This window comes from Acinetobacter sp. SWBY1 (genome assembly GCF_002946595.1).
Taxonomy (GTDB): Bacteria; Pseudomonadota; Gammaproteobacteria; order Pseudomonadales; family Moraxellaceae; genus Acinetobacter; species Acinetobacter towneri.
Window position 1 is genome coordinate 1,275,715 of the sequence record NZ_CP026616.1, and the last position, 23,234, is coordinate 1,298,948.

A 23,234-nucleotide genomic window follows, 5' to 3' on the forward strand; every position below is an offset into this window, starting at 1 on the left:
TCAATTATAAAAATGCAGGATTCAGTCCCAAGCCCATACAAATATAGAGTTTACGATCTTCTAATGGCACCAATATTTCACGTCTGCCATGCATAAAGCGCTTGTTATCAATGAGCACCACATCACCATCTTGCCAGTCAATTTCTGAGGTTTCACGCTCGCATCGCTCTGCCAACTCTTCCAATAATTCCGCTTGGATTTCGCTGCCATCGGCAAAGTAAAAACGCGGCTTTTCGTAATTATAAGAAGGCCCCAACAAGGTGTTGGCAAAGGCAGGCACAGCTTTTAAATTGTCATGGCGAATCATCGGCATGTTCAAGTCATACTGCACACCTTCATCATGCGCAGGACGAATCCGTTGTCCAGGAATCATCTCAATAAAATGAGCGAGTTCCTGCTGCCCGACCTGTACGGCATCGGCAATATTGAGTGCTGTCGCCACATACTTTTGCCACATCGCTTTGGGTAAGTAACGGCTGATGGTCATCGGTTCAGCAAATTTCTGCTTCAGTGTGTCAGGCAGTTTTTGCCATACCTCATGTCCATCACATAAAGTAGTCTGCGAACCACGCGAAGCACTTTTTTCACTAAAAAAAGCAATAATATCAGGCGGCATTGGGGTTGAACCATTTTCTATATGCAGTCCCATTGCCTGCGTACCTGCATCTACTTTTTGCGATTGTCGGGTCACATTTTCACGTGCAGGGTCATAGGTCAGCTTTTGGCAAATATTGCTCATCAGCCCACTAAACGCATTCACATCATAATGTTCATTTCTAAGTAAAACCCAACCGTGCTCCACCAAACGATCTTTAATTTGTTGTGGGGAATGTTTGAATTGCTGTTGTGCAATATTCATGTGATTTCTCTCTATCTCTATTGATGACTGACAGGTTGATGTCTATCTGTGAAACATCTCCAAGATCAGCCATTTAATACGTTGTAGGATGTGCCAAAGCTGTCTGATACTGTTGCTGAATGACTGCTCTACGCAATTTTCCGTTATCGGTTAACATCTGATTATTTAAAGAAAAAGGTTGTTCAGCACGGCACCAGTGTTTAATTTGGGCATAATCAGGCATACGGGTATTGGCACGATAAATCGCGGCTGCCAATTGCTCATCTGAACGATGTTCCTCGGCATAAATCACTGCAGATAATGACGGCTGCGCTTCACCAAACACGGCAATCTGTTGAATTTCAGGCTCACTCAAACTGTTCGATTCAACCCATTCTGGTGAAATATTGCGCCCAAAACTGCTGACAATAATTTGCTTGATACGCCCCGTGATATATAAATAGCCATCTTCATCAAAATAACCTGCATCGCCTGTGTGAATATCGGCTGATACCGCATCCTGCTCACGCCCAAGTTCATGCATATATCCCAACATGGCATTGCCCTTGACCACCACTTCTTGATTGGCAGCAATTTCGACTTGAACATGCGGCAACACTCGTCCAACGCTACCAATTCTGCGAGCTTCAGGCAGGTTTAAACTCACGACCAATGCACATTCAGACAGACCATAACCTTCATAAACAGGTAAATTGAATTGCTGACACTGCTTGAGTAAATCTGCAGACACCTTGCCACCACCCACGGCAATAAACTTCAAAGTGCGCAAGCCCAAATCGCCGTGTTGATGGATATATTCCACAATCGCTTTGAGCATTTGCGGCAATAAAATCACGCTTTCAATGCGATATTGCTGCACGGCATCGACAAAGCGTGAAACATCAAACTCATGGTTGGACAGCAAACCGAACTGGCTGACTTCAGCCACCACCACTGCACGTCCCATGTGAAAAGGCACATACACGCCTGCGATATTTTCAAGCAATGTTGCAAATGGAATTAGACACAAATGCCGCCCAAGCTGGCTACTTTGTAATGCCTGACTTAAAGAGTGTGTAATTGAATTGATGGTGGCTTCTGCCAAACACACACTTTTGGGTGTACCTGTACTGCCCGAGGTATAAGTAATTTTTGTAGGCTGCTCAGCAGAATTTGGGGATAAATGCGGTTGTGCTGTTTCAACGCTTAGACGAAACAACTGCTCTTGATATAAATCTGATGGTGGCAAAACCTGTGCCTGAACTGCATGGATCATTTCCAACAAAGCTTCTGGAATAGCAGTATTTCCAATAGCCGAGTTAACATTGGACGGAGTATCGCTTTGTGCAGTATCCGTCAAAATACACAGCAACTCCGCTTGGCTGTCTTGCAGTAAATGTTGCACTTGTGCAGCAGTAAAAAATAAAGGCACAGGAATGACTGTCATTGCAGCTTTACGTGCGGCTAAATCGACCACAATCCAATCGGCCTGATTCACACCCCACAACGCCAAACGCTGTACTTGATAAGTTGCCAATTCTGCACTGAGCAACTCAACCCGTTGCTGTAATGTGGCATAACTCAGTGTGGTTTGTGCCGTCACAATTGCTTCACGCTCAGGGTCTGTTTGGGCATAGTGATTCAGGTTTTCAAATAACTCATTCATCTTTCAATTTCCGCCTTTCTGCATGACCTTAGGCATAAAAACAATATTGCTGTTGCGTGACCGCCAACGCTGCTGCAACGTCAATCGCCAGTACATAAGGCTTCTGTTGGTAATAACTGCCCCATTGATGCTGTGCATCGCCCAAGGCTTCGGGGTTGGCTTTTTCTAGTACCTGAAAATGCAAACCCATTTGCTGTAACACATAGCGCACTGCTGCTGTTCCTGTGCAAACTGCCCACGACACATTGTTCTGCGATAAGTGAAAGACCAAAAAAGCCACCATCAATTTGGCTTTGCTCATGTCTTGCGCTGCCAAGTTGCCAATTTCAACAATCTGCGCGCGCGTTACAGGCACTTGGCTCAATTGGGTTAAAATGGTTTCAATGGGTGCACCTAAATACTGTTCCAAAAAGGCTTGGTTTGCGCCCAATGGTTGCATGCCAATCACCACTTGCATGTCGTGGTTTACATAGCCTGCAAACAAGGTATCTGAAAAAGTATTTATGGATGCCTGATGGACTTTTTGGTATTTATCTCGAATAAAATGCTCTAATGCCAAGCGTTGTTTGCTAGCATCTTGGGTCACAGTTGTCACATTTAAATGTTGTGCTGTTGTGTGTGCTTGAATCACCGAGGCATAGCTGTGTAATACATCTAAATGTGGCTGTTCTAGGTTCAACTGTTTTGGGTTCGTTTGTGGTTTATACGGCTGCGCTACAGCTGCATACCCGTTGAATTGTTTTTTATTTTTTTTCTGATGAAAATTCGCATCCAGAAAATGCGTTTGACTGGATGATTGAGCATCAAAATTAAATTTGATCATGTGCATCACATTGGATAGAAAATAACTCAATGCTCAAGATAGAAATCTAAACTTAAAGAAAACTTAAGTCGCTACAAACTGTCACAATTCAAAAAACTCTTCATGCACACAAAAAAAGGAGATGATCACTCAACTCCTTATATGTTTAAAACAATAAACTAATCAAAAATAAACAGTCATCCAATTATGCAAAACACAATTGTTCGCGCCCTACCTTAGATTTTAATAGGCATAAGACGCAATTGCCGTTGCAATTGGTTTATCTTCATCATTGACCATCGTCATACGCATGGTGCAGCCTTTACGCCCTAAACGCAAAGTTTCCGCACGGGCAATAAAATACTTGCCGCGTCCCGGTGCTAAATAATCCACTCGCATATCTATGGTAGCCAAACGAGTGACTTTTTTAATGGTATCGGGCAAATCGTCAGGTTCTGTCCGTTTATATAATTCCCCCATTGCCACAATACCGCCCACACTGTCCAAAATGGTTGCAGCAACACCACCATGTAAAATTTGGAAAGCCACGTTGCCCACCATATACGGTTGCATCTTAATATAAGCTTCAATTTGACCATCTACCACACGCATGCTCATGCCATTGTGTTGAAAAAATGGCGATCCATTAAATGCATTGACCAATTGTCTTAGCACGACATCAATATCGACTTTCGCGCCTAAATGTATATTCCCAGTCCAATTTTTCTCTGCATTACTCATAACGTGCCCAAAAGTCCAAACAACTCAATTTACCAACAATAAAAACAGCCAATGTATGCCCAAATGAAATTTAAGGGGCTACAATAGTCGTCTAGTTTAATACTGATCAGTGAGATTTTTATGACCTATACGTTCAATCGCCCTGCATTTCCTGCCACTCGTATGCGTCGTATCCGTAAAAATGATCAATTACGCGCCATGGTTCGCGAAACTCACTTAACCACAGATCACTTGATTTATCCTGTATTTGTTTTACCGGGACAAAATCAAACCCAAGATATTCCAAGCATGCCGAATATTCAGCGTTTATCAGCAGACTTATTACTCAAAAAAGCCGAGCGTTTAATGCAGCTGGGTGTGTATAAACTGGCATTGTTTCCAGTCACGCCACAAGAAGATAAAAGCCTGACCGCAGAAGCAGCATGGCGTGAAGATGGCTTGGTGCAAAACACACTACGCCTGCTGAAAAAAGAATTGCCAGAGATGGTACTTATTACCGATGGCGCACTCGACCCGTACACCACTCATGGTCAAGATGGCATTATTGATGACACAGGCTATGTCCTGAATGATGAAACGGTTGAATGTCTAATTAAACAGGCTTTAAGCCATGCCGAAGCGGGTGCAGATGTGGTTGCGCCAAGTGACATGATGGATGGCCGTATTGGTGCGATTCGTCAGGCGTTGGAAAGCAACGGGCATATCTATACCTCTATCATGGCTTATTCAGCCAAATATGCCTCTAGCTTTTACGGTCCTTTCCGTGATGCAGTCGGTTCTGCCAGCAACCTAAAAGGCGGCAACAAATACAATTATCAAATGGATATTGGCAACCGTGCCGAAGCCTTGCATGAAATTGCACTGGATATTCAAGAAGGTGCAGACATGGTGATTGTAAAACCAGGCATGCCTTATTTAGACATTGTACGTGAAGTGAAAGATAACTTTGGTGTGCCAACCTTTGTCTATCAAGTGAGTGGTGAATACGCCATGCTTGCTGCCGCGATTCAAAATGGCTGGTTGTCGGACAGTGTGATTATTGAATCGCTAATGAGTTGCCGCCGTGCAGGTGCAGATGGTATTTGGACATATTTTGCCGAAGAAGCAGCACTCAAACTTAAAGATATGACATAAACAGGCGACTTTCATGCACATCGCAATCATTGGTGCAGGCATCAGCGGTTTGTTGTCTGCACTCGAACTGGTAGAGCAGGGCTGCTCTATCAGTATTTTTGATCAACAACAAGCAGCACAAGCGGCATCATGGGCAGGTGGTGGAATTCTTTCTCCCATGTATCCATGGCGTTATCCTCAAGCGGTCAATGACTTAGCCCAATTTGCCAAACCGCAGTACCAAGCATGGAATGAAAAACTCAAACCTATTACAGGCATTGATTTTGAAATCCATGAAACAGGCATGTTGATTTTTGATGAAGATGATTTTGAGATTGGTTTAAATTATGCCGAACGTCATCATGAACCGATGCAGCAAGCTGAATATCTGAATCGGGAACAACTCGAACAAATTAACCCGCATATCCATCCCAAATTTAAACAAGCCCTGTATTTCTCACAACTTGCCAATGTGCGCAATCCGCGTTTATTACAATCGCTCACGCAATATTTGAAACAACATCCGCGCGTGCGATTTTTTGAACACTGCCCAATTCAGCAATTTCAGATCACTGAAGATCGTATTCAAGCCATTCAATCTGCCGATGGTCGCTTGCATCGTGCAGATCATATCGTGCTTGCGACAGGTGCATGGTCACAGCAGTGGGCGACACAACTGGGTTTAGAGATTCCTGTACAGCCTGTACAAGGGCAAATTGTGTTATTTAAAACCCCTGCACAATGGTTGCCAAGCATGTGCATGAACAAGGTGATGTACTTGATTCCACGTCAAGATGGGCATGTGCTATGCGGTTCCAGTATGCGTCACGTTGGTTTTGACACCACACCAAACCCGCAAACCCAACAAGATATTTTAACGGCTTGTTTTGAAATGGTGCCTGAATTGGCACAGTTCCCCATTGTGAAACAATGGGCTGGTTTACGTCCAGGCTCGCCTACAGGTGTGCCGTATATCGGCAAAGTGCCTAGCCTGAATAATGTATGGGTGAATTTCGGACATTTCCGTAATGGCTTATGCATGGGCACAGCCTCGGCACAGCTATTAAGACAGTTGATGCTTGGGCAAGAAACGATTGTTGATCCTACCGCTTATGATCCAAAGCAGTTACAGCCCACCTCAATCTGTGCATAACACTCAGCAGCATCCTCTGTTTAAGTAGAGGATGATGCACCCAGACAAGCCGCTAGCGCCTGTTCAAGTTTTGGATATTGAAAGCAATAGCCTGCTTGTTCTAACGCTTGTGGTTTAACATATTGCCCATTCAGCACCAATTGCGATTGCTCGCCCAATAACCAACGCAAGACAAAAGCAGGTAACACCAAAAATGGACGACGTCTTAAAAGCCGAGCTGCGGTTTCGGCAAAGTCTTGCTGACTGGTTTTTTCAGGTGCAACCACATTCAAAATTTTGGCGTCTACAGGTTGCGTCATTAACCAGTGAATGGCCTGTAAAACATCTTGTATATGCACCCATGCAACAGGCTGCCGTCCATGCCCAATCCGCCCGACGGCATTTAAACGAATTGGTAATAACATTTGCGGTAAAATGCCACCACCGCGCCCAAACACCACGCCCAAGCGCATAATTTTAGTATTTTGCTGGCTGAAGCTTAACGCAGCCTGTTCCCATTGCTGGCACAACTGCGACATAAAAATATCTTGTGCTGCACTGTGTTCGGTACATACTGCTGACCATTGTTCCTGCGGGTCAATTCCGTAATACCCCACTGCCGAGCCTGAAATAATACACTTGGGGAAAATACGGCGCTTTTCAAGATATTGATATAAGTGCAGTGTGGTCTGAACTCGACTATCAAGCAATTTTTGTTTGCGTGCTGCTGTCCATCTGCCCTGCCCAATACTTTCTCCCGCCAAATTAATCACATAATCAATTTGGTCGGTGTCGAGTTCATCTAACTGCTGAATCCAGCGTAATTGTGGATGTTTGGATACTCGATTGGGCTGTCGGGTTAGCCCCACCACCCGATAATCCTGTTGCAATAAAAACGGCAACAATTGTGAACCAATAAAACCACTTGCCCCTGTTACCAGTACCAAAGGTTTATGCATCTTCCAATCTCAGCATGATGAAAAATATAGTTTTAGCTATACGTGATTTAGACTGAATGTTCAAGTCTAAGCAAATCATCATCACATAACTGATCATGTATATTTGAAGAAAATCAGATATTAACAACTTCTTTTATCAGCCAAACATTTTAACTGCCATACGCTGTGCCTGTTTACCATAAAACCAATAGGTCAGCAGATACAATGGAATTGCGATCAACAAGAACATGATCACCACCACACTCATAAATTGCGGCTGTTGCAAATACTGTAAAAAATCTTGCCAAATGCTTGGGTTTTGGCGAGAAAATATCGCCAAACCTAATAATAAAAACGCCAAGTTATAGCCCCAAAAAATCAGGCTAAATCCTAAAGTAAATGTCTTGCGTTCCTTGTCATTCGGCGCACGGCGTTGTTGTTTTAAAAACTTATACAGCACTAAAATCATGGCAACCAAATAAGGCACTGCAGTTAAAATCCCGCCCACACCCGCTGGTAATAATGCAGCCAATACGCCACAAATACAGGTCATCACAAAGCAATACAAGAAAAACCAGAGAAAATAACGGCTTAGCGATACCATGAAGATGACTCAGACAAAAGATTCAGCCTAGTATAAAAAAAATTGGTTTTTTTTTCATGAAATTGTCAACCGAATACAAAAGCCTGACGTTATATAGGCTACAAGGTCACAACAACCGTTAATGTGTATGGCATCCACAATATTTTCGGTGACCTGACTAAAGCAATAAATCGCATACAGTCATGCTTTGAACAGCAGCCAAAGCTTTACTGTATCGCAAGTTTTTCTTTGACCGACGATTTCATCATCACTCGAATCGTCGGTCTTTATTTTTTAAGGTCTTTTTTTAGCCTTTCTAACATCAGTATTTTAACTCTCTATATTTTTCTATACAGATCACGACAGATTTTACTTTCCCTTCTCTTTAAAATCTCTGCGACCTAAATTGTCGCTTTAAAAGCAGAAAACTGGTTTTTTGCCGCAGTGTTGCGCTCAGTTATGTTAAGTTATCCCATAATTCAACATCAAGATTGGAACACGCATGGCTGTTCATTTTTTACATACGTCTGATTGGCATTTGGGGCAATTTTTCCATCACCATGAACGTGAATATGAACATACTGAATTTTTAAATTGGCTCTTAACTCAAATTAAAAGCAAACAGCCGAATGCCCTGCTCATAGCAGGCGATATTTTTGATGTGGTCAATCCTGCTTCGAGCGCTCAGAAACAACTCTATCAATTCCTTACCGATGCGCATGTGCTTGCTCCACACATGCAAACCTTAATGATTGCAGGCAATCATGACTCTGGGTATCGCATTGAGCAAGTTGAACCCTTTTTAGACCGCTTCAACGCCAAAGCTGTGGGCGTGATTGGTAAAACAGCCGAGCAAAAATTAGATTTAGATAAACTCCTAGTGCCTATTTATGACGCTGCGCAAAATATTGTGGCATGGTGTCTGACCCTGCCCTATTTACGCAGTGCAGAAATTACAGGTTTAAATGAACATAGCAGTGACAATCAATCTGCGGTTGCTTACTTACATCAACAACTGATTGCAGAAGCCAAAGCCCGTAAACAACCCGATCAAGCCCTGATTTTAATGTCACATGCACACATGCAAGGTGGCGAAACTTCCGACTCAGAACGCCCAATTGTAGTGGGGAATGAAGAAGCCTTATCGACTGCGCTGTTTGATGAGGTGATTGACTATGTCGCACTCGGACACTTACACAAACCGCAACAGGTCGGACAGCCACACATTCGCTATAGCGGCTCACCCATCCCTTTATCATTTAGCGAGCTGAATTATAAACACCAAGTCCTTGAAGTTAGGATTGATCCATTACAGGCAGATGCACAGCGTTTCCAATATGAAAGCTTGCTTATTCCACGTACGGTAGAGCTGCTTCGGATTCGCTGTGAACTTTCTGAATTAATCACTAAACTTCATCAATTGCCAAAAGATGAAATTGCAGAAGTTTGCGCACGGCATTTTTTAGAAATTGAATATATCAGCGATGCCCCGCCACCCATTGATTTACGCCAACAAATTGAACAAGCACTGCCTGCCAACCGCTATCGTTTACTGCGCATTGCACGACGCTTTCAAAACTGTGAAAACTCGAACGTGCAACAATCAAAAATTGATTTAGAGCCGCCTACGCCTGAAAAATTATTTTTAGATTTATGGGAAAAAATGGGCTATCAACCTGACCCAGAAGTGAGCCAAGATTTTTTACAGCTTTTGGCCGAAGCCCAACAAGAACTTGATCAGAATAAAGCTTAAGGATTTGCCATGAAAATTTTACGTTTAAGTTTAAATAATTTGGCATCTTTGGCAGGCACGCATGTCATCAATTTTGAAGATGAGCCACTGGCACAGGCAGGTTTAATTGCAATTACGGGCAAAACTGGTGCAGGCAAATCGACTTTGCTGGATGCCATGTGTTTGGCACTTTATGACGAAATTCCACGTTTGAGAGGTGCAACAGGCAGCCTGACCGATACCGCAGGCAAAGAAATTTCCTTAAAAGATTCTAAACATATTTTACGTCGTGGTACGACTTCTGGCTTTGCAGAACTTGAATTTATCGCGCTTGATCAAAAACGCTATTCGGCACGTTGGCAAATTCGCCGTGCGCACAATAAAGTGGATGGGAATTTAAAAGTTGAACGTGCCATTACCTGCCTAGATGAACAACGGGTTTTAAATCAAAAAATTTCTGAAGCTACGCCGATTGTAGAACAACTGATTGGTCTTAGTTTTGAGCAATTCACACGCGCAGTATTATTGGCACAATCGGAAGTTGGGGCATTTTTAAAAGCCAAAGACCATGAACGGGCAGATTTACTTGAATATTTAACCAATTCGCAAATTTTTACCGAAGTCAGTAAACGTGCAGCCGTTAAATTTAGTGAAATTAAACAAAAGCGAACAGATCTTGAAAATGTCATGGGGCATGTGGTGCTCCTCAGCGATGAAACACTAAAAGACTTAGAAACCCAACAACATGACCTGAGCCAGCAGTTAGCTTTGCTGACCCAAACCGAAAAACTGTATGAAAATGATGTGAAATGGCACAAAGATTGCCATGAACTTTATGCTAGCACCCAAGCTAAAAAAGAAATATACGATGTTCAAGTCGATGCTGATCTTAAACTCGCCTCACAAAAACAATTGCTCAAACATTTAGATGAATTTCAAACTATCCGCGAGCAATTTGTCTTGCGTCAGCAAGCAGATACCGAGCTAAAAAATCTGAATCAGCAACTATTGAAGTTTGAGCCAAACTTGCAACAAGCGGAACACGCACAACAGCAAGCGATTAGTCAGCAACAGCAAGCGGAAAAAGACCTTCAGGCATGGCAGCAGCATGTTGAACAATTGAAACCACAACTTGAAATTGCGGCACAGTTACAACATGAAATTTCTAGCAAACTTCAACAATATACCGCTTTGGATGCTGCACAAAAATTATTTGCAGAGCAGCAAATTCAGCCTGTGCAAAATAATTTGAAGCAACTGACGACTCAACTTGCAACCGAGCAACAACAACAGCAACATTTACAACAGCAATTCAAACAGACTGCGGCATGGGCAAATTTTGATGATAATTTAGCCCTTACGTTGCAACGTCTGCAAGATTATTTGCAGCTTGAACAGCAGCTACGTCAGCAAAACCCTACGCTGTTCCAATCTGCATTAGATACTTTAATTGAGCAACAACAACATACACAGCAACAACTGTTGGTTTGGGAAAAACAATATCAACATCCTGAACAACTTGAGCAGCAACTCACGGCAGAGCAACAGCAATTACAACATGCTTTAAAGAGTGTGCATGTTTTAGAGCGCTTGCAACAGGCACTTGAACAATGGCAACAACAGACCACCCTATTTGAGCAGTTACAACAGCGTCAGCAAGAAACTTTAAGTCTGCAACAGCAGACACAGACTCAAATTCAAACCCAACAGCAGCAAGTGCAAATTACTGAACAAACCTTGCAACAATTACAGCAGATTTTTGAACAGCAGCGTTTATTGCAGCATCAAAGTGTGCAGGATTTACGTGCCCAATTAAAACCGAATGAAGCCTGTATGGTCTGCGGCAGCCATGAACATCCGTTTATTCAGCATGAAAATTTACTCAGTGACGCTTTAAACCAATTGCAGGATCAGCAATTGCAGCAGGCCAAAACTGAATTTGAGCATGCGCAAAAACAGCTACAACAATTGGAGCGTGCTCGCAGTCAATACGATGCAACTTATCATCAACAACAACAACGCAGTCTTGAACTGCAACAGCAACTTGAACAACAACAGACATTGGTGCAACAGCTTGCAACATCCTTATCTTTAGATTTGGATGCAGCGCTGCCTGTTGCAAAGCAAATTGAACACGTACAGCAACATTGGGCAACAACACATCAATCCACTCAACACTTGCAGCAGAGTATTCAACAAGCAAACGATACCCTGAAACAATGGCGCAATGCTGCACAGCAGGCAGAACAACTCAAATATGCTATTCAACAACGCCAAGACCTCGCTCAGCGTTTACAGCCTATTTTGTCGCTTTTAGATGCAGAACAAAGACACGCTTGGCTCAATCAACCGATTGAATACTATCAAAATGCCTTACAACAGTTAGAGCAACGTCATCACTTGCAGCAGCAGCAAGTTCAACTGAGCAAAACGATTGAACAACTGACTCAACAACAGCAGCAAGTGCAAGAAAAGTTGCTATTTTTACAACAGCAACATGCAGAGAAAACCCTACAACTGCAGCAGATTAAAACTGCAGGAAGTGAGCTGCGTGATCAAATTAAGCAGCTTACAAGAACTCATGCGGGATGTGAATATCAGACCTATCAAGAATGGCAGCAGGCTTTAGATCAGCAACAACAGCAACTCAATCTTGCACTTAGCACACAACGAACTGTACTTAATCAAGCAGAACAGGTGTTAAAAGACTTACAACTGCAAAAACATGGTTTGGATAGTAGAATTCAACAGCGCATGCAGCAACACACTGAATGTCAGCAACACATTGCAACGTGGCAAGCGACACACACGCATTTTCAAGCCAGCATCATTGATAAATGTTTACAGATTTCTTATGCCGAACATCAGCAAATACGCAACATGCTGCAGCAACAACAAAACAGTTTGGAGAGTGCTAAAACGGCTTGGCAAACATTGGAAGAGCAATATCAAAAACACTTAAAGCAACAGCCACAACTGAGTTTTGACGAGGTCACCACGCAACTGGCAGCGCTGCAAACAGAGAAAGCCAAACAACAGCAAAACTATAATGAGATTGAGGCACAGCTACGCCTGAATAGCACCAATCAAGGGATTTTTGCTACCTATCAAACTCAAATTGAAAATATCAAAGCTGAAGAATATCGTTGGGGACGTATTTACGATTTAATTGGGCATAAAGAAGGGACAAAATTTAAGAAAATTGCCCAAGAACATCACTTGGATATTTTGGTGGAATACGCCAATCAGCAATTGCTACCACTGAGTTCGCGTTATCAATTGCATCGTATTCCAGACAGTTTGGGGTTAGCGATTATTGATTTAGATATGAACAGTGAAATTCGCCCTGTTCTGTCTTTATCGGGTGGCGAAACCTTTTTGGTTTCTTTAGCTTTGGCACTGGCAATTGCCAATATGGCATCTGGCTCAATGAAACTGGAATCGCTATTTATTGATGAAGGCTTTGGCACTCTCGACCCGACTTCCTTGCACATGGTGATGAATGCCTTAGACCATCTGCAAAGTCAGGGACGCAAAGTGGTGCTGATTTCGCATATTCAGGAAATGCACGAACGAATTCCTGTGCAAATTCAAGTCAAACCAGTGGGTGCAGGGGCAAGTGAAGTCAATGTGGTGGGTTAGACTCAAGACTACCTAAAATCTGAAAATTATTTGTCGTTCGAAGAATTATTGAGATGACTGTGAGATTTCAGATTTTAGGCTTCCATGAAGTTGTATTGAATTTATTTTAAAATCACCCACACTTTAAGTACTTAATTTTATGGATATAAAAACGATTGTTCTCTTTGCTGTATTGCCCAGTTTAAGTATTATTTTTCTCACATGGTTAATACGTTTCCCTAAACCTTGGGTTTTTAAAGCGGTTTTAATTTTTGAAATCATTCTCACCGTCTGCACTTTAGTCATTGAGTTGGATGCAAGAAAAACACCTGGAAATAGCGGTTGGATCATCATTTTCACAGGCTTCTTTCAGTTCTGTTTTTTGCTATTTTTACTGATTGCCCGTATTCGAATCTGGATAGAAAATAAATCTTGAATGTCTACTTCACCTATTTACTGGACGGAAGTGGCGCTTTCTAAAAATAGTGAAGGTTATTAAAAATAATCTACACAAGCCAAAACTTTGACAGCTTTACAGCATACATAACTAAAAAAGCCTCGACATCCTGTCGAGGCTTTCTAGATTCAGTTTTTGGTATAACTCCTGTCATACCAAGCACTTCCGTGTTGTTCTATTTCTTATTCTTATTCTTCTTATTTAGGAAACTCCCTGTTTCCCGATAAGTTCATATTAAGAAAATCCAACCTTCAGCACTAGCCGCAAAATTCCGCATTTCATGTCAGCCAAAACGTACAAGATAATGTTTGCAAAATCTTGGCAGATTCTTTGTTCATCTAGCAATTAAGCCTTGGAATAGTCACGTGCGCCAAACAATGCTGTACCAATCCGTACCATAGTTGAACCTGCTGCAATTGCGGCATTTAAATCGCCCGACATCCCCATACTCAAAGTATCCCAATCTTCAGGTTGTGCATGTTGTGCTTTCACTGCATCAAACAATTGTTTGGCATCTTGAAAAGCTTGAGGATGATCAGGTGCAGGAATCACCATCAAACCGCGTAGTTTTAAATGCGGTAATTGGCTGATCTGTCGGACTAATTCTGCAACTTCGCTCGGCTGACAACCATCCTTCGTGTCTTGCGCATCAATATTTACTTGTAAACAAATATTCAGGGGCACTTGTTGAGCATCGCGCTGATTCGATAAACGCTCGGCAATAATCAAACGATCTACCCCATGCACCCATGCAAATTTTTCTGCCAAATGTTTGGTTTTATTGCGCTGCACATGCCCAATAAAGTGCCATTCAATTTCTAAATCACTCAGGGCATGCATTTTATCCAAAGCTTCTTGCAAATAATTTTCGCCAAAAGCGCGCTGCCCTGTCACATACATTTCACGCAAGGCTTCACTCGGATGAGTCTTAGACACTGCCAACAATTGCACCGTATTTGGCTCGCGCTGTGCCAACTGGCATGCCTGTTGAATTTGTTGCAAAACCTGAGTGCGCATAAGCTGCAGATTATTCATTGATGCATTTCTCATTTCATTCATCTTTTTTTACCTTGTCCAGCAACTAACAGTTGGTTAAGCTGATGGAAAGCCGTATTATTCTATCAAAATAATTAAGATTTAATTGATCTCGGGGACTTTCATGGATATTACAGAATTATTGGCGTTCTCCGCTAAAAACGGCGCTTCGGATTTACACTTATCTGCGGGCATGCCACCACTGATTCGTGTGGATGGTGAAGTTCGTCGAATTAACTTACCAGCATTAGAACATAAAGAAGTACACAAATTAGTGTACGACATTATGAATGATAAACAACGTCGTGATTATGAAGAAAATCTAGAAACGGACTTTTCTTTTGAAGTCCCAGACGTGGCTCGTTTCCGTGTGAACGCATTTAACCAAAACCGTGGTGCAGGTGCAGTATTCCGTACCATTCCTTCTAAAGTTTTGACCCTTGAAGATTTAGGCATGGGACAAATCTTTAAAGATATTTGTGAATATCCACGTGGTTTGGTATTGGTGACAGGCCCAACGGGTTCAGGTAAATCAACCACACTTGCCGCGATGATTGACTTTATTAATGACAATCGCTACGACCATATTCTGACCGTCGAAGACCCAATCGAATTTGTACACCAATCTAAAAAATGTTTGGTTAACCAACGAGAAGTACACCGTGATACGCATGGCTTTAACGAAGCATTACGTTCGGCACTGCGTGAAGACCCTGACATTATTCTAGTGGGTGAGATGCGTGACTTAGAAACCATTCGTTTGGCACTGACTGCTGCTGAAACGGGTCACTTGGTATTTGGTACGCTACACACCACCTCTGCAGCAAAAACCATTGACCGTGTGATTGACGTATTCCCTGCCGAAGAAAAAGACATGGTACGTGCCATGTTGTCTGAATCTTTACAAGCCGTCATTTCACAATCCCTGCTCAAGAAAAATGGTGGTGGTCGTGTAGCTGCGCATGAAATCATGATTGGTATTCCTGCAGTGCGTAACCTGATTCGTGAAAACAAAGTAGCTCAAATGTACTCGGCAATTCAGACTGGTGCCAACTACGGTATGACCACCCTTGACCAGAGTTTGAAAAACTTGGTATCGCGCGGTGTGATTAGCCCACAAACGGCTCGTACGGTTGCAAAACAGCCTGAATCATTCTTATAAGTTTAAAATTCGAGATACGCGATGGACTTTAATGATTTACTGAATTTAATGATTCAGCAAAAAGCGTCTGACTTGTTTATTACAGCCGATGTTGAACCTTCCATGAAAATTCATGGACAAATTGTGCCTGTAGCCAAAAGTAAACTTACAGGTGAAATTGTCGGTCAGCTGCTTAACTCAATTATGAGTGAAAAACAGCGCAAGGAATTTGCCGAAACCCGTGAATGTAACTTTGCGATTACCAACCGTGAAAAAACAGCACGTTTCCGTGTCAGCGCATTCCAACAACGTGATGAGCCGGGCATGGTACTCCGTCGGATTGAAACCAAAATCCCGACCATGGATGACTTGAAACTGCCACCTATTCTCAAAGATTTGGCGATGACCAAACGTGGCATCATCATTTTTGTAGGTGCGACTGGTACAGGTAAATCGACTTCTTTGGCGTCTATTATTGGTTACCGCAACCAAAACTCCAAAGGTCATATCATTACCATTGAAGACCCGATTGAATTTGTGCATGAACATGCAGGCTGTATTATTACCCAGCGTGAAGTCGGAATTGATACTGACTCCTTTGAAATCGCCTTAAAAAATACTTTGCGTCAAGCACCTGACGTGATTCTGATTGGTGAGATTCGTTCCCGCGAAACCATGGATTATGCAATTGCCTTTGCCGAAACAGGTCACTTGGTATTTGCCACCCTGCACGCCAACAACGCTAACCAAGCAATTGACCGTATTATTCACTTCTTTGAAGCAGACCGACATAACCAGTTGTTCATGGATTTGTCGCTAAACCTGAAAGCGATTGTGGCACAGCAATTAATTCCAACCATAGATGGCAACTCACGTCGTGCTGCGATTGAAATTTTAATTAACTCACCATTAATTGCAGATTTAATCCGTAAAGGTGATGTGCACGAAATTAAAGACCTGATGAAGCGTTCACGTGAGTTGGGTATGCAAACCTTTGACCAAGCTTTATACGACCTCTATAAAGCCAAACAAATTAGCTACAAAGATGCACTTAAACACGCCGACTCGCCAAACGATTTGCGTCTACAAATCAAACTTGCAGAAGAAGGTGGCGAGCGTTTGTTACATGCAACTTCGAATATTACCTTCGATGGGCAATAACATCACAACAACGCTTAAACACAAACAAAATAGGCTTCCATACGGAAGCCTATTTTTTATGCTTACAGCAAATTATTTCTTGCGTAAGGCTTCACGACATTCTGGCGCATCACAATAACCATATAAATTCAGCGAGTGCCCTGTGAGCTCAAAACCAAATTTCTCTGCCACATCATGCTGTTCTTTTTCAATAGTATCATTAATAAATTCAACCACTTTGCTACAGTTCAAGCAAACCAAGTGGTCGTGGTGATCTTCCTGCATAATTTCAAACACAGAATGATTGTTCTCAAAATTATGACGCTCAATAATGCCTGCAGCTTCAAACTGTGTTAACACACGATACACAGTTGCTAAACCCACATCTTCACCCTGATCGAGTAAAGTTTTGTAGATATCTTCTGCACTTAAATGATGTTGTTTTGAATTTTCCAATAATTCTAAGATTTTAATTCGTGGAAGGGTAACTTTAAGTCCAGCTTTGCGTAATTCTTGATTTGAAATAGGCATGAAAAAAGGTCTCTCAACAAAATTAAAGTTGGAATATGCAACAAAGTTAAGATGCAGTATGATCTAACACTGGATCAAGATCAAATGCATCATAATTAATTTGGGATAGTGTAGCAAAATGCAAAAAATCATGTTGACGTTATTGGTCACTTCACTGCTCGCAGGCTGTTCGACCTTGGGCGTTTATAAAGTCGATATTCCACAGGGTACACCTTTAACCCAAGCTCAAGCGTCTAAAGTCCAAGTCGGTATGAGTCATCAACAAGTCCGCTTTTTGCTGGGCAGTCCTACCATCGCCGACCCGATGAATCCATTACGTTGGGACTACATTTACAACTATATCCCAGGAACTTATGCTAAAAAAGCCAAGATCCCTGCCGCGCATGGTCAGCATTTGAAAATCTTTTTCAATCAAAATGGTATTGTAGAAAAAGTTGAAGGATTGGAAACGATTCCAGAATCTCAACCAGGCCTACCAGGATCGAAAGAAGCGATTCTCAACGCGCCACCACTATAGCCGCTTTAGAATAAAAAGAAACCCCTCACTGAAATTCATCTGAGGGGTTTTTTAAATCATTGCAATTATCTCAAGCGATTGCTTTTGGCATAACGCCCTACTGGGTTCTTTGCGGCACGTTTACGACGAATATCTTTCGGGTTAATGGTCAAAGCACGATAAATCTCAACCCGATCACCTGCTTGTAATACATACTGCGGCTCAACCCGCACACCAAAAATACCCAGCATCAACGGTTCAGGCAAAGTCGTCGCTGTCGTAAGTCCACTTTGCTGAATTGCATCTAAAGCGGTCATACCCTGCTGAAATGCGACAGCCACATGCCATTGTTGTTCGGGTGTGGCATACGCCACCCAAACCTGCGCCATTTGACTCATGCGATCCACTGTCCAATTAACGCCACCATCGCCACTACGATAGATACAGGTAACACCACACGTACTGCAATACGCCAAATGTTATAAAACGCTTCACTGCTAAAGTTCATGGCTTTACGCAAATGGCTGATTTTCATAATCCAGCCTGCAAAAATAGCGTAAATCAAACAAATAACTAAGCCCCAAAGCAACAAGGCAAAATTAAATACAGGACTAATGGCAGGAATTGCCCAAACCAAAGTTGCTGCAATCAATACAACCCACTGAATCGCAACCGCCATTTGACGTTGTGCCAATTGTTCACGTGCCAATTGTAATAAAACCGCTGCTGCTGCAACAGTTGCCGCCACCAAAGCCAATGCTGGAATTTGTGCTTGCACGGCAAAGAATGCAAAAGCAACGACTGCCAATAGCTGAGCAATCCAAATTGGCAATACCGTTGAAGTTGCTGCAGATTGTTGCTGTACTTGCGGCAAACTGGTTTGCCAGTACAAGCCCATGCCTAAACCACTGGCCACCAAAGCCAAAACGGTTGCACTGCCCCATTCACTAAACTCGATTGAGGTGACTTGCCATGCAGGAAGTTCTGAACCCATCACCATCGATAAAACCAAAGCCGCCACAACAGCAACAGCGGTACATAGCAATAAAATTTGACGCGGCACTAATGACAATGCCAGTGCTAAAACAGCCACAATCACAAATAAGACATGACTAGCCAAGTCTGCAGCGGCATATTGATTTAAAATTTGCGCAGCATTAGACAACAAACCGCCTGCTAAAAATGGAATGAACACCACTGCAAGCCAGCCGACCAAACGCCATTTTTGAGAAGCATCGGCATCACGGGTTAAACTTAAAAGTGCTTGTAATGCTGTCGTTTTTGAGCGTTTGGCTAAGGCAATTTCCAAATAAGTAATCGGTAATGCCAAAATCAGCATGGTTGCTAACCACAACAACCAAAAGTCGAGCTGGCGCTCAACCTGAATACCTGTCATTGGTGCGAGTGTGGCAATAATAATGAATGATAAACCAAATGCCATCAGCGGCGATAACCATCGTGACATAGCATTGTCCTGCATGACGCTGTCCTAATAAAAATCTACGGCTATTTTGCCTTTGTCATCAAGGAAAAGCAAAACCTCAAAAAAGAAAAAAGCAAACTATCGTTAGACAGTTTGCTGCGCAAATTTATAATTTTTATTCTTTCATTTTTTATGGCTTCAGACTTATGAGAAGAAACGAGCGAACCAACCTTTACCTTTCTTCTTCTCATTTTCCTTAATAATGCCCATCATATTCTCTTTCACAGCACCAACATAATCGGCGTCATCGTGTTGAATATGATTAATTAACCATTTTGATAAGACTTCATGCAATTCGCCTTCAATGGATTGTCCCATTTCAAAACGATCGCGATAAGACTCAATTTTTTTAATGAATAAATCATGCACACGTTTATGTGGTACGCGGTATTTATAACCCGCTTCTTCTTGTAATGATTCTTCAAACGTAAAATGCGACTGGGTGTAATCAATAATATTATTTAAAATCTGCTTTACACGTGCTCGATCTGTACCATCGCTAATTTCAACAATTTCATTAATATAATCGAGGATACGTTTATGCTGATCGTCAATCACATCGATACCAGTATTGTATTCTGGAACCCATTTCATCTTCATACGACCACCTTACAGAAATAAATGATTAATCACATTGCGGAATGGTAGCCGTATTTCCCATAAATAAAAATGAAGCGAATTGGTAGGGATTGGTTTAAATCGCACAAAAACAACACAAGACATTGATTTAAATAAATTTTAACAAAAATACCCGACTAAAAGAATCAATTATTAATTAACCAATTTATACATTTTCATTCTTGATTTAATTGAATTATACAATAATAAAATGAATATTTTTCAACCACACATACCCGTATAAATTAGTATTGATCCGCTTTGGTGATCCGTCTTAATTCAGGATTTAAACGCTCACGTTCCAAACGCGCAATATGTGTCATTTGGGTTTTAATTGGGCGTCCATGTTGAAATAAAATCATTTCACCTGGCTGAAATGCTGTCCATGTTTCATTTTGAGTCAAGGGTTCAGTGGTAATCACTGCCACACAATCCTCTGCTGTGGTGACTTGGCTAAAATCAACCTCAACATCTAAATCAATTAATTGTGCAGGCTGAAATGGATAAGCACGCACCAACCAATGTAATTTGGTCACCGCATAACTAAATAATGCCTGACCATTGGACAAACAAAAATTAAAAGTGCCATGTTCTGCAATTTTAGGAGAAATTTCGGCTAACAAGTCAAAAATTTGCGTCAGGCTCGGTTCATCATAACCAAAACGATTTACCAATTGATCTAACAAATAACAAAATGCACGTTCACTGTCGGTATTGCCCACAGGGGTAAAACGACCTGATAAACGTGGATGAAAGTCATGTAAATCACCATTATGGGCAAAAATCCACTGGCGTCCCCACAACTCACGACTAAACGGATGTGAATTTTCTAAATTAATTTTGCCTTGTGTCGCTTTACGAATATGGGCAATCACATTACGCGATTTGATGGGATAGTTACGGATCAATTCTGCAATGGGTGACTCCACTGCAGACTGGTTATCGACAAATAAACGGCAAGCTTTATCTTCAAAAAAAGCAATGCCAAAGCCATCAGAATGATCTGAGGTGATTCCTGCGCGCTGCGAAAATCCCCGAAATGAAAAGGTAATATCGGTAGGTGTCGCACAATTCATTCCAAGCAACTGACACATAAGGCCTTATCTTTATACAAATAATGAAATTATCTGATTATTGTGCATCAGCCATGTGGATAATTCAAATCTGAAAAATATAAATAGATTTCTACAGTACCACTTCATAGATATGCAGTGCTGTAGAAATCTCTGCTTAATTATTCTAGTTAAGATGCTTTCACTTTCTTTTGGCGAATAAAATGTTTCGCCATTTGTTTCACATCTAACAAAACAAAATAATCTAGACAGTTAAACTCACGGTCATAAAATGCTTGCTCAGACAGCTTAGCATTCATTTTCAGATAAACATCAAACAGTTTAGGTATTCGTTCATCTTGGCTAAAGCTATGACTTGGACAACTTGGCTCAAACGGCTGCTGTGACTGAATATCGCAGCGTTGATTTTCTGCCAATTGTTGAATCGCTTGATGGGTATGATACGCGCGTGCTTCATTACCTTCCAAACGAATACTGACACAGCCAATCATGTGTTTGGCACGCATTTCCCATAACACTTTAGGCACTAAATTCAGCCATAAAATAGAGAGTGTTTTGCCTGAACGATAACGTGGATGCACACAAGTACGCCCCATTTCGACAATATTCGAGAGATGCCCTAACTCATCTATAATTTTAAACTCGTGCGCACTATAACTGTTGGCTAGCTCATGCCCTTGCCAAAGTTTTAAACGAGTATAAGCAACAATTTCACCCGTAGATTTATCTCTGAGTACGGCGTGTTCACAGCCAAAATCGTACAAGTCCTGATCTAAACCCGATTCAAATTCAATGCCAAATTGCTTGGAAAATTGCTGTGCACGAAAGCGCTGTACTTCTTGTAGTTGCTTTAAATTTTCAACCCATTCAAACGCATATTGCGTAGCTTTGCTGTTTTTTTTCTGTGCTTTACCCACTTTAACCATAGGAAAGCTAAACTGCTGACGATACTGATTTAATTTTTGTAGCATCATAGATACCTCATGTTTTCTCCTACACTAGGACAGCAGCATGACACTATGATGACCGCGATTTTAGCGACTACAATTTTAAGATTGCAGGATAGGTGCAAAGCAATTTCAAGGATGCTGAATCAACAAAATTTCAGTTTCTTGCCGTAAATTTGACATAAAAAAGAGCTTCAATTGTGAAGCTCTTTTAGGGATCATCTTATAGAGTTTTATTTACGCGTTTGGACACGGTTGGTAATTAATGTTCCCACACCATGATCAGTAAAGATTTCCAATAAAGTAGCATGTGGCACACGACCATCTACAATATGTGCACTGATTACACCGCCTTTAACTGCATCCAATGCACAACCCACTTTTGGAATCATGCCACCGTAAATCACGCCTGTATCAATTAAACGATCTACTTCCTGCGTAGTCAAACCAGTTAACAGGTTTTTATTTTCGTCTAATACACCCGTAATATTGGTCAGCAAAATTAACTTTTCCGCACCCAATGCTTCGGCAACTTTACCTGCGACTAAATCGGCATTAATGTTATAGGTATTGCCTGCATCATCGACACCTAAAGGTGCAATCACTGGAATAAAGTCGCTGCTGGTAAACATTTCCAACACGTCGGTTTTGACACCCATCACTTCACCCACCAAACCAAGGTCAATTTGTTGTACTTCGCCTGTTTCAGTAGTTTTTTGCATCAATAATTTTTGTGCGCGAATCAAGTTACCATCTTTACCCGTCAAACCAATGGCACGACCGCCATGTTGGTTAATCAGATTGACGATAGATTTGTTGACGCTACCACCCAAGACCATTTCTACGACTTCCATGGTCGCAGGATCGGTGACACGCATGCCATCAATACGGTCAGACTCACGTCCCAATTGCTTGAGCATAGAATCCACTTGTGGGCCACCGCCATGCACCACAATCGGGTTTAAACCTACAGTCTTTAACAACACGATATCACGAGCAAAAGAACTTTCCAGCTCAGGATCGGTCATGGCATTGCCGCCATATTTCACAACAAGGGTCTTGCCCGCAAAACGTTGAATATACGGCAAAGCTTCAGTCAAAATTTGCGCTTTGTCGATACCAGTCTGTTGATGTGGCATTCGCCTCT

General features: G+C 41.9%; 22 protein-coding genes. 8 read left to right on the top strand and 14 right to left on the bottom strand.

Annotation, left to right across the window (positions count from 1 at the left end; all coding sequences use genetic code 11):
* Window positions 1-4: 4 nt before the first annotated feature.
* The 4 genes from C3Y93_RS06125 to C3Y93_RS06140 form a co-directional block, all read right to left on the bottom strand.
* On the bottom strand, window positions 5-859 hold the full coding sequence (locus C3Y93_RS06125) for a TauD/TfdA family dioxygenase (RefSeq protein WP_104852394.1): 855 nt from the start codon (window positions 857-859) through the stop codon (window positions 5-7).
* A gap of 73 nt (window positions 860-932) precedes the next feature.
* On the bottom strand, window positions 933-2,504 hold the full coding sequence (locus C3Y93_RS06130) for an AMP-binding protein (protein WP_104852395.1): 1,572 nt from the start codon (window positions 2,502-2,504) through the stop codon (window positions 933-935).
* A gap of 28 nt (window positions 2,505-2,532) precedes the next feature.
* A complete protein-coding gene (locus C3Y93_RS06135; protein WP_171287387.1) occupies window positions 2,533-3,327 on the bottom strand; it encodes a thermostable hemolysin in 795 nt (264 codons plus the stop codon).
* Window positions 3,328-3,549: 222 nt separating this feature from the next.
* The gene (locus tag C3Y93_RS06140; protein WP_104852396.1) at window positions 3,550-4,047 is read right to left on the bottom strand and encodes a thioesterase family protein; all 498 of its coding nucleotides are present in this window, start codon (window positions 4,045-4,047) and stop codon (window positions 3,550-3,552) included.
* Between the two features lie 120 nt (window positions 4,048-4,167).
* Between C3Y93_RS06140 and hemB the strand changes: the two genes are divergently transcribed.
* Entirely contained in the window at window positions 4,168-5,181 is a 1,014-nt protein-coding gene (gene hemB / locus C3Y93_RS06145) for a porphobilinogen synthase (RefSeq protein WP_104852397.1), read from the top strand.
* A 13-nt stretch (window positions 5,182-5,194) separates the two neighbouring features.
* Window positions 5,195-6,313 (top strand): glycine oxidase ThiO, encoded by a 1,119-nt coding sequence (gene thiO / locus C3Y93_RS06150; protein WP_104852398.1) that lies wholly within the window; start codon window positions 5,195-5,197, stop codon window positions 6,311-6,313.
* Window positions 6,314-6,333: 20 nt separating this feature from the next.
* Here the strand turns inward: thiO and C3Y93_RS06155 are convergent, their stop codons facing one another.
* Window positions 6,334-7,251 carry a TIGR01777 family oxidoreductase gene (locus C3Y93_RS06155; RefSeq protein ID WP_104852399.1) on the bottom strand — a complete coding sequence of 306 codons (918 nt, stop codon included), beginning with the start codon at window positions 7,249-7,251 and terminating at the stop codon, window positions 6,334-6,336.
* Window positions 7,252-7,387: 136 nt separating this feature from the next.
* Complete coding sequence (locus tag C3Y93_RS06160) at window positions 7,388-7,834, bottom strand: ABZJ_00895 family protein (protein WP_104852400.1); 447 nt, start codon at window positions 7,832-7,834, stop codon at window positions 7,388-7,390.
* Window positions 7,835-8,315: 481 nt separating this feature from the next.
* Here C3Y93_RS06160 and C3Y93_RS06165 point away from each other — a divergent pair, with 481 nt between their 5' ends.
* From C3Y93_RS06165 to C3Y93_RS06175, 3 genes are all read left to right on the top strand, one after another.
* Window positions 8,316-9,566, top strand: coding sequence for an exonuclease SbcCD subunit D (locus tag C3Y93_RS06165; protein ID WP_104852401.1), 1,251 nt, complete (start codon window positions 8,316-8,318; stop codon window positions 9,564-9,566).
* 9 nt (window positions 9,567-9,575) lie between these two features.
* A complete protein-coding gene (locus C3Y93_RS06170; protein ID WP_104852402.1) occupies window positions 9,576-13,187 on the top strand; it encodes an AAA family ATPase in 3,612 nt (1,203 codons plus the stop codon).
* Window positions 13,188-13,326: 139 nt separating this feature from the next.
* Window positions 13,327-13,602, top strand: a complete 276-nt coding sequence (locus C3Y93_RS06175; RefSeq protein ID WP_104852403.1) for a hypothetical protein — start codon at window positions 13,327-13,329, stop codon at window positions 13,600-13,602.
* A 366-nt stretch (window positions 13,603-13,968) separates the two neighbouring features.
* On the opposite strand, the gene C3Y93_RS06180 is transcribed toward C3Y93_RS06175, so the two are convergent.
* The gene (locus C3Y93_RS06180; protein ID WP_104852404.1) at window positions 13,969-14,658 is read right to left on the bottom strand and encodes a YggS family pyridoxal phosphate-dependent enzyme; all 690 of its coding nucleotides are present in this window, start codon (window positions 14,656-14,658) and stop codon (window positions 13,969-13,971) included.
* A gap of 124 nt (window positions 14,659-14,782) precedes the next feature.
* Between C3Y93_RS06180 and C3Y93_RS06185 the strand changes: the two genes are divergently transcribed.
* Entirely contained in the window at window positions 14,783-15,820 is a 1,038-nt protein-coding gene (locus C3Y93_RS06185) for a type IV pilus twitching motility protein PilT (protein ID WP_104852405.1), read from the top strand.
* Between the two features lie 21 nt (window positions 15,821-15,841).
* The gene (locus tag C3Y93_RS06190; protein ID WP_104852406.1) at window positions 15,842-16,960 is read left to right on the top strand and encodes a PilT/PilU family type 4a pilus ATPase; all 1,119 of its coding nucleotides are present in this window, start codon (window positions 15,842-15,844) and stop codon (window positions 16,958-16,960) included.
* A 72-nt stretch (window positions 16,961-17,032) separates the two neighbouring features.
* On the opposite strand, the gene fur is transcribed toward C3Y93_RS06190, so the two are convergent.
* The gene (fur, locus tag C3Y93_RS06195; protein ID WP_004975325.1) at window positions 17,033-17,470 is read right to left on the bottom strand and encodes a ferric iron uptake transcriptional regulator; all 438 of its coding nucleotides are present in this window, start codon (window positions 17,468-17,470) and stop codon (window positions 17,033-17,035) included.
* 118 nt (window positions 17,471-17,588) lie between these two features.
* Here fur and C3Y93_RS06200 point away from each other — a divergent pair, with 118 nt between their 5' ends.
* Window positions 17,589-17,987, top strand: a complete 399-nt coding sequence (locus tag C3Y93_RS06200) for an outer membrane protein assembly factor BamE (protein ID WP_004975323.1) — start codon at window positions 17,589-17,591, stop codon at window positions 17,985-17,987.
* A 65-nt stretch (window positions 17,988-18,052) separates the two neighbouring features.
* Here C3Y93_RS06200 and C3Y93_RS06205 read toward each other — a convergent pair whose 3' ends face one another.
* From C3Y93_RS06205 to argB, 6 genes are all read right to left on the bottom strand, one after another.
* On the bottom strand, window positions 18,053-18,364 hold the full coding sequence (locus C3Y93_RS06205; protein ID WP_104852407.1) for an RnfH family protein: 312 nt from the start codon (window positions 18,362-18,364) through the stop codon (window positions 18,053-18,055).
* Window positions 18,361-19,446 carry a hypothetical protein gene (locus C3Y93_RS06210; RefSeq protein ID WP_104852408.1) on the bottom strand — a complete coding sequence of 362 codons (1,086 nt, stop codon included), beginning with the start codon at window positions 19,444-19,446 and terminating at the stop codon, window positions 18,361-18,363. Before C3Y93_RS06210 ends, C3Y93_RS06205 begins: the two co-directional genes overlap by 4 nt.
* A gap of 147 nt (window positions 19,447-19,593) precedes the next feature.
* Window positions 19,594-20,049 carry a bacteriohemerythrin gene (locus C3Y93_RS06215; protein WP_096902263.1) on the bottom strand — a complete coding sequence of 152 codons (456 nt, stop codon included), beginning with the start codon at window positions 20,047-20,049 and terminating at the stop codon, window positions 19,594-19,596.
* Window positions 20,050-20,312: 263 nt separating this feature from the next.
* The gene (locus C3Y93_RS06220; protein ID WP_096902262.1) at window positions 20,313-21,161 is read right to left on the bottom strand and encodes a class II glutamine amidotransferase; all 849 of its coding nucleotides are present in this window, start codon (window positions 21,159-21,161) and stop codon (window positions 20,313-20,315) included.
* Between the two features lie 149 nt (window positions 21,162-21,310).
* Window positions 21,311-22,111, bottom strand: a complete 801-nt coding sequence (locus C3Y93_RS06225; RefSeq protein WP_026438333.1) for a GNAT family N-acetyltransferase — start codon at window positions 22,109-22,111, stop codon at window positions 21,311-21,313.
* Between the two features lie 209 nt (window positions 22,112-22,320).
* Window positions 22,321-23,226: an acetylglutamate kinase gene (gene argB, locus C3Y93_RS06230; protein WP_104852409.1), complete on the bottom strand. Its 906-nt coding sequence runs from the start codon at window positions 23,224-23,226 to the stop codon at window positions 22,321-22,323.
* Between the last annotated feature and the right edge of the window lie 8 nt (window positions 23,227-23,234).

Excerpts from the sequence above, each read along its gene's own strand:
- fur (WP_004975325.1), bottom strand. The coding sequence starts at position 17,470 with ATGCCTATTTCAAATCAAGAATTACGCAAAGCTGGACTTAAAGTTACC.
- C3Y93_RS06210 (WP_104852408.1), bottom strand. The coding sequence starts at position 19,446 with ATGCAGGACAATGCTATGTCACGATGGTTATCGCCGCTGATGGCATTT.
- C3Y93_RS06215 (WP_096902263.1), bottom strand. The coding sequence starts at position 20,049 with ATGAAGATGAAATGGGTTCCAGAATACAATACTGGTATCGATGTGATT.
- thiO (WP_104852398.1), top strand. The coding sequence starts at position 5,195 with ATGCACATCGCAATCATTGGTGCAGGCATCAGCGGTTTGTTGTCTGCA.
- C3Y93_RS06180 (WP_104852404.1), bottom strand. The coding sequence starts at position 14,658 with ATGAATAATCTGCAGCTTATGCGCACTCAGGTTTTGCAACAAATTCAA.
- C3Y93_RS06175 (WP_104852403.1), top strand. The coding sequence starts at position 13,327 with ATGGATATAAAAACGATTGTTCTCTTTGCTGTATTGCCCAGTTTAAGT.
- C3Y93_RS06140 (WP_104852396.1), bottom strand. The coding sequence starts at position 4,047 with ATGAGTAATGCAGAGAAAAATTGGACTGGGAATATACATTTAGGCGCG.
- C3Y93_RS06170 (WP_104852402.1), top strand. The coding sequence starts at position 9,576 with ATGAAAATTTTACGTTTAAGTTTAAATAATTTGGCATCTTTGGCAGGC.
- C3Y93_RS06185 (WP_104852405.1), top strand. The coding sequence starts at position 14,783 with ATGGATATTACAGAATTATTGGCGTTCTCCGCTAAAAACGGCGCTTCG.
- hemB (WP_104852397.1), top strand. The coding sequence starts at position 4,168 with ATGACCTATACGTTCAATCGCCCTGCATTTCCTGCCACTCGTATGCGT.
- C3Y93_RS06135 (WP_171287387.1), bottom strand. The coding sequence starts at position 3,327 with ATGATCAAATTTAATTTTGATGCTCAATCATCCAGTCAAACGCATTTT.
- C3Y93_RS06165 (WP_104852401.1), top strand. The coding sequence starts at position 8,316 with ATGGCTGTTCATTTTTTACATACGTCTGATTGGCATTTGGGGCAATTT.
- C3Y93_RS06205 (WP_104852407.1), bottom strand. The coding sequence starts at position 18,364 with ATGAGTCAAATGGCGCAGGTTTGGGTGGCGTATGCCACACCCGAACAA.
- C3Y93_RS06125 (WP_104852394.1), bottom strand. The coding sequence starts at position 859 with ATGAATATTGCACAACAGCAATTCAAACATTCCCCACAACAAATTAAA.
- C3Y93_RS06190 (WP_104852406.1), top strand. The coding sequence starts at position 15,842 with ATGGACTTTAATGATTTACTGAATTTAATGATTCAGCAAAAAGCGTCT.
- C3Y93_RS06220 (WP_096902262.1), bottom strand. The coding sequence starts at position 21,161 with ATGTGTCAGTTGCTTGGAATGAATTGTGCGACACCTACCGATATTACC.
- C3Y93_RS06225 (WP_026438333.1), bottom strand. The coding sequence starts at position 22,111 with ATGCTACAAAAATTAAATCAGTATCGTCAGCAGTTTAGCTTTCCTATG.
- C3Y93_RS06200 (WP_004975323.1), top strand. The coding sequence starts at position 17,589 with ATGCAAAAAATCATGTTGACGTTATTGGTCACTTCACTGCTCGCAGGC.
- argB (WP_104852409.1), bottom strand. The coding sequence starts at position 23,226 with ATGCCACATCAACAGACTGGTATCGACAAAGCGCAAATTTTGACTGAA.
- C3Y93_RS06155 (WP_104852399.1), bottom strand. The coding sequence starts at position 7,251 with ATGCATAAACCTTTGGTACTGGTAACAGGGGCAAGTGGTTTTATTGGT.
- C3Y93_RS06130 (WP_104852395.1), bottom strand. The coding sequence starts at position 2,504 with ATGAATGAGTTATTTGAAAACCTGAATCACTATGCCCAAACAGACCCT.
- C3Y93_RS06160 (WP_104852400.1), bottom strand. The coding sequence starts at position 7,834 with ATGGTATCGCTAAGCCGTTATTTTCTCTGGTTTTTCTTGTATTGCTTT.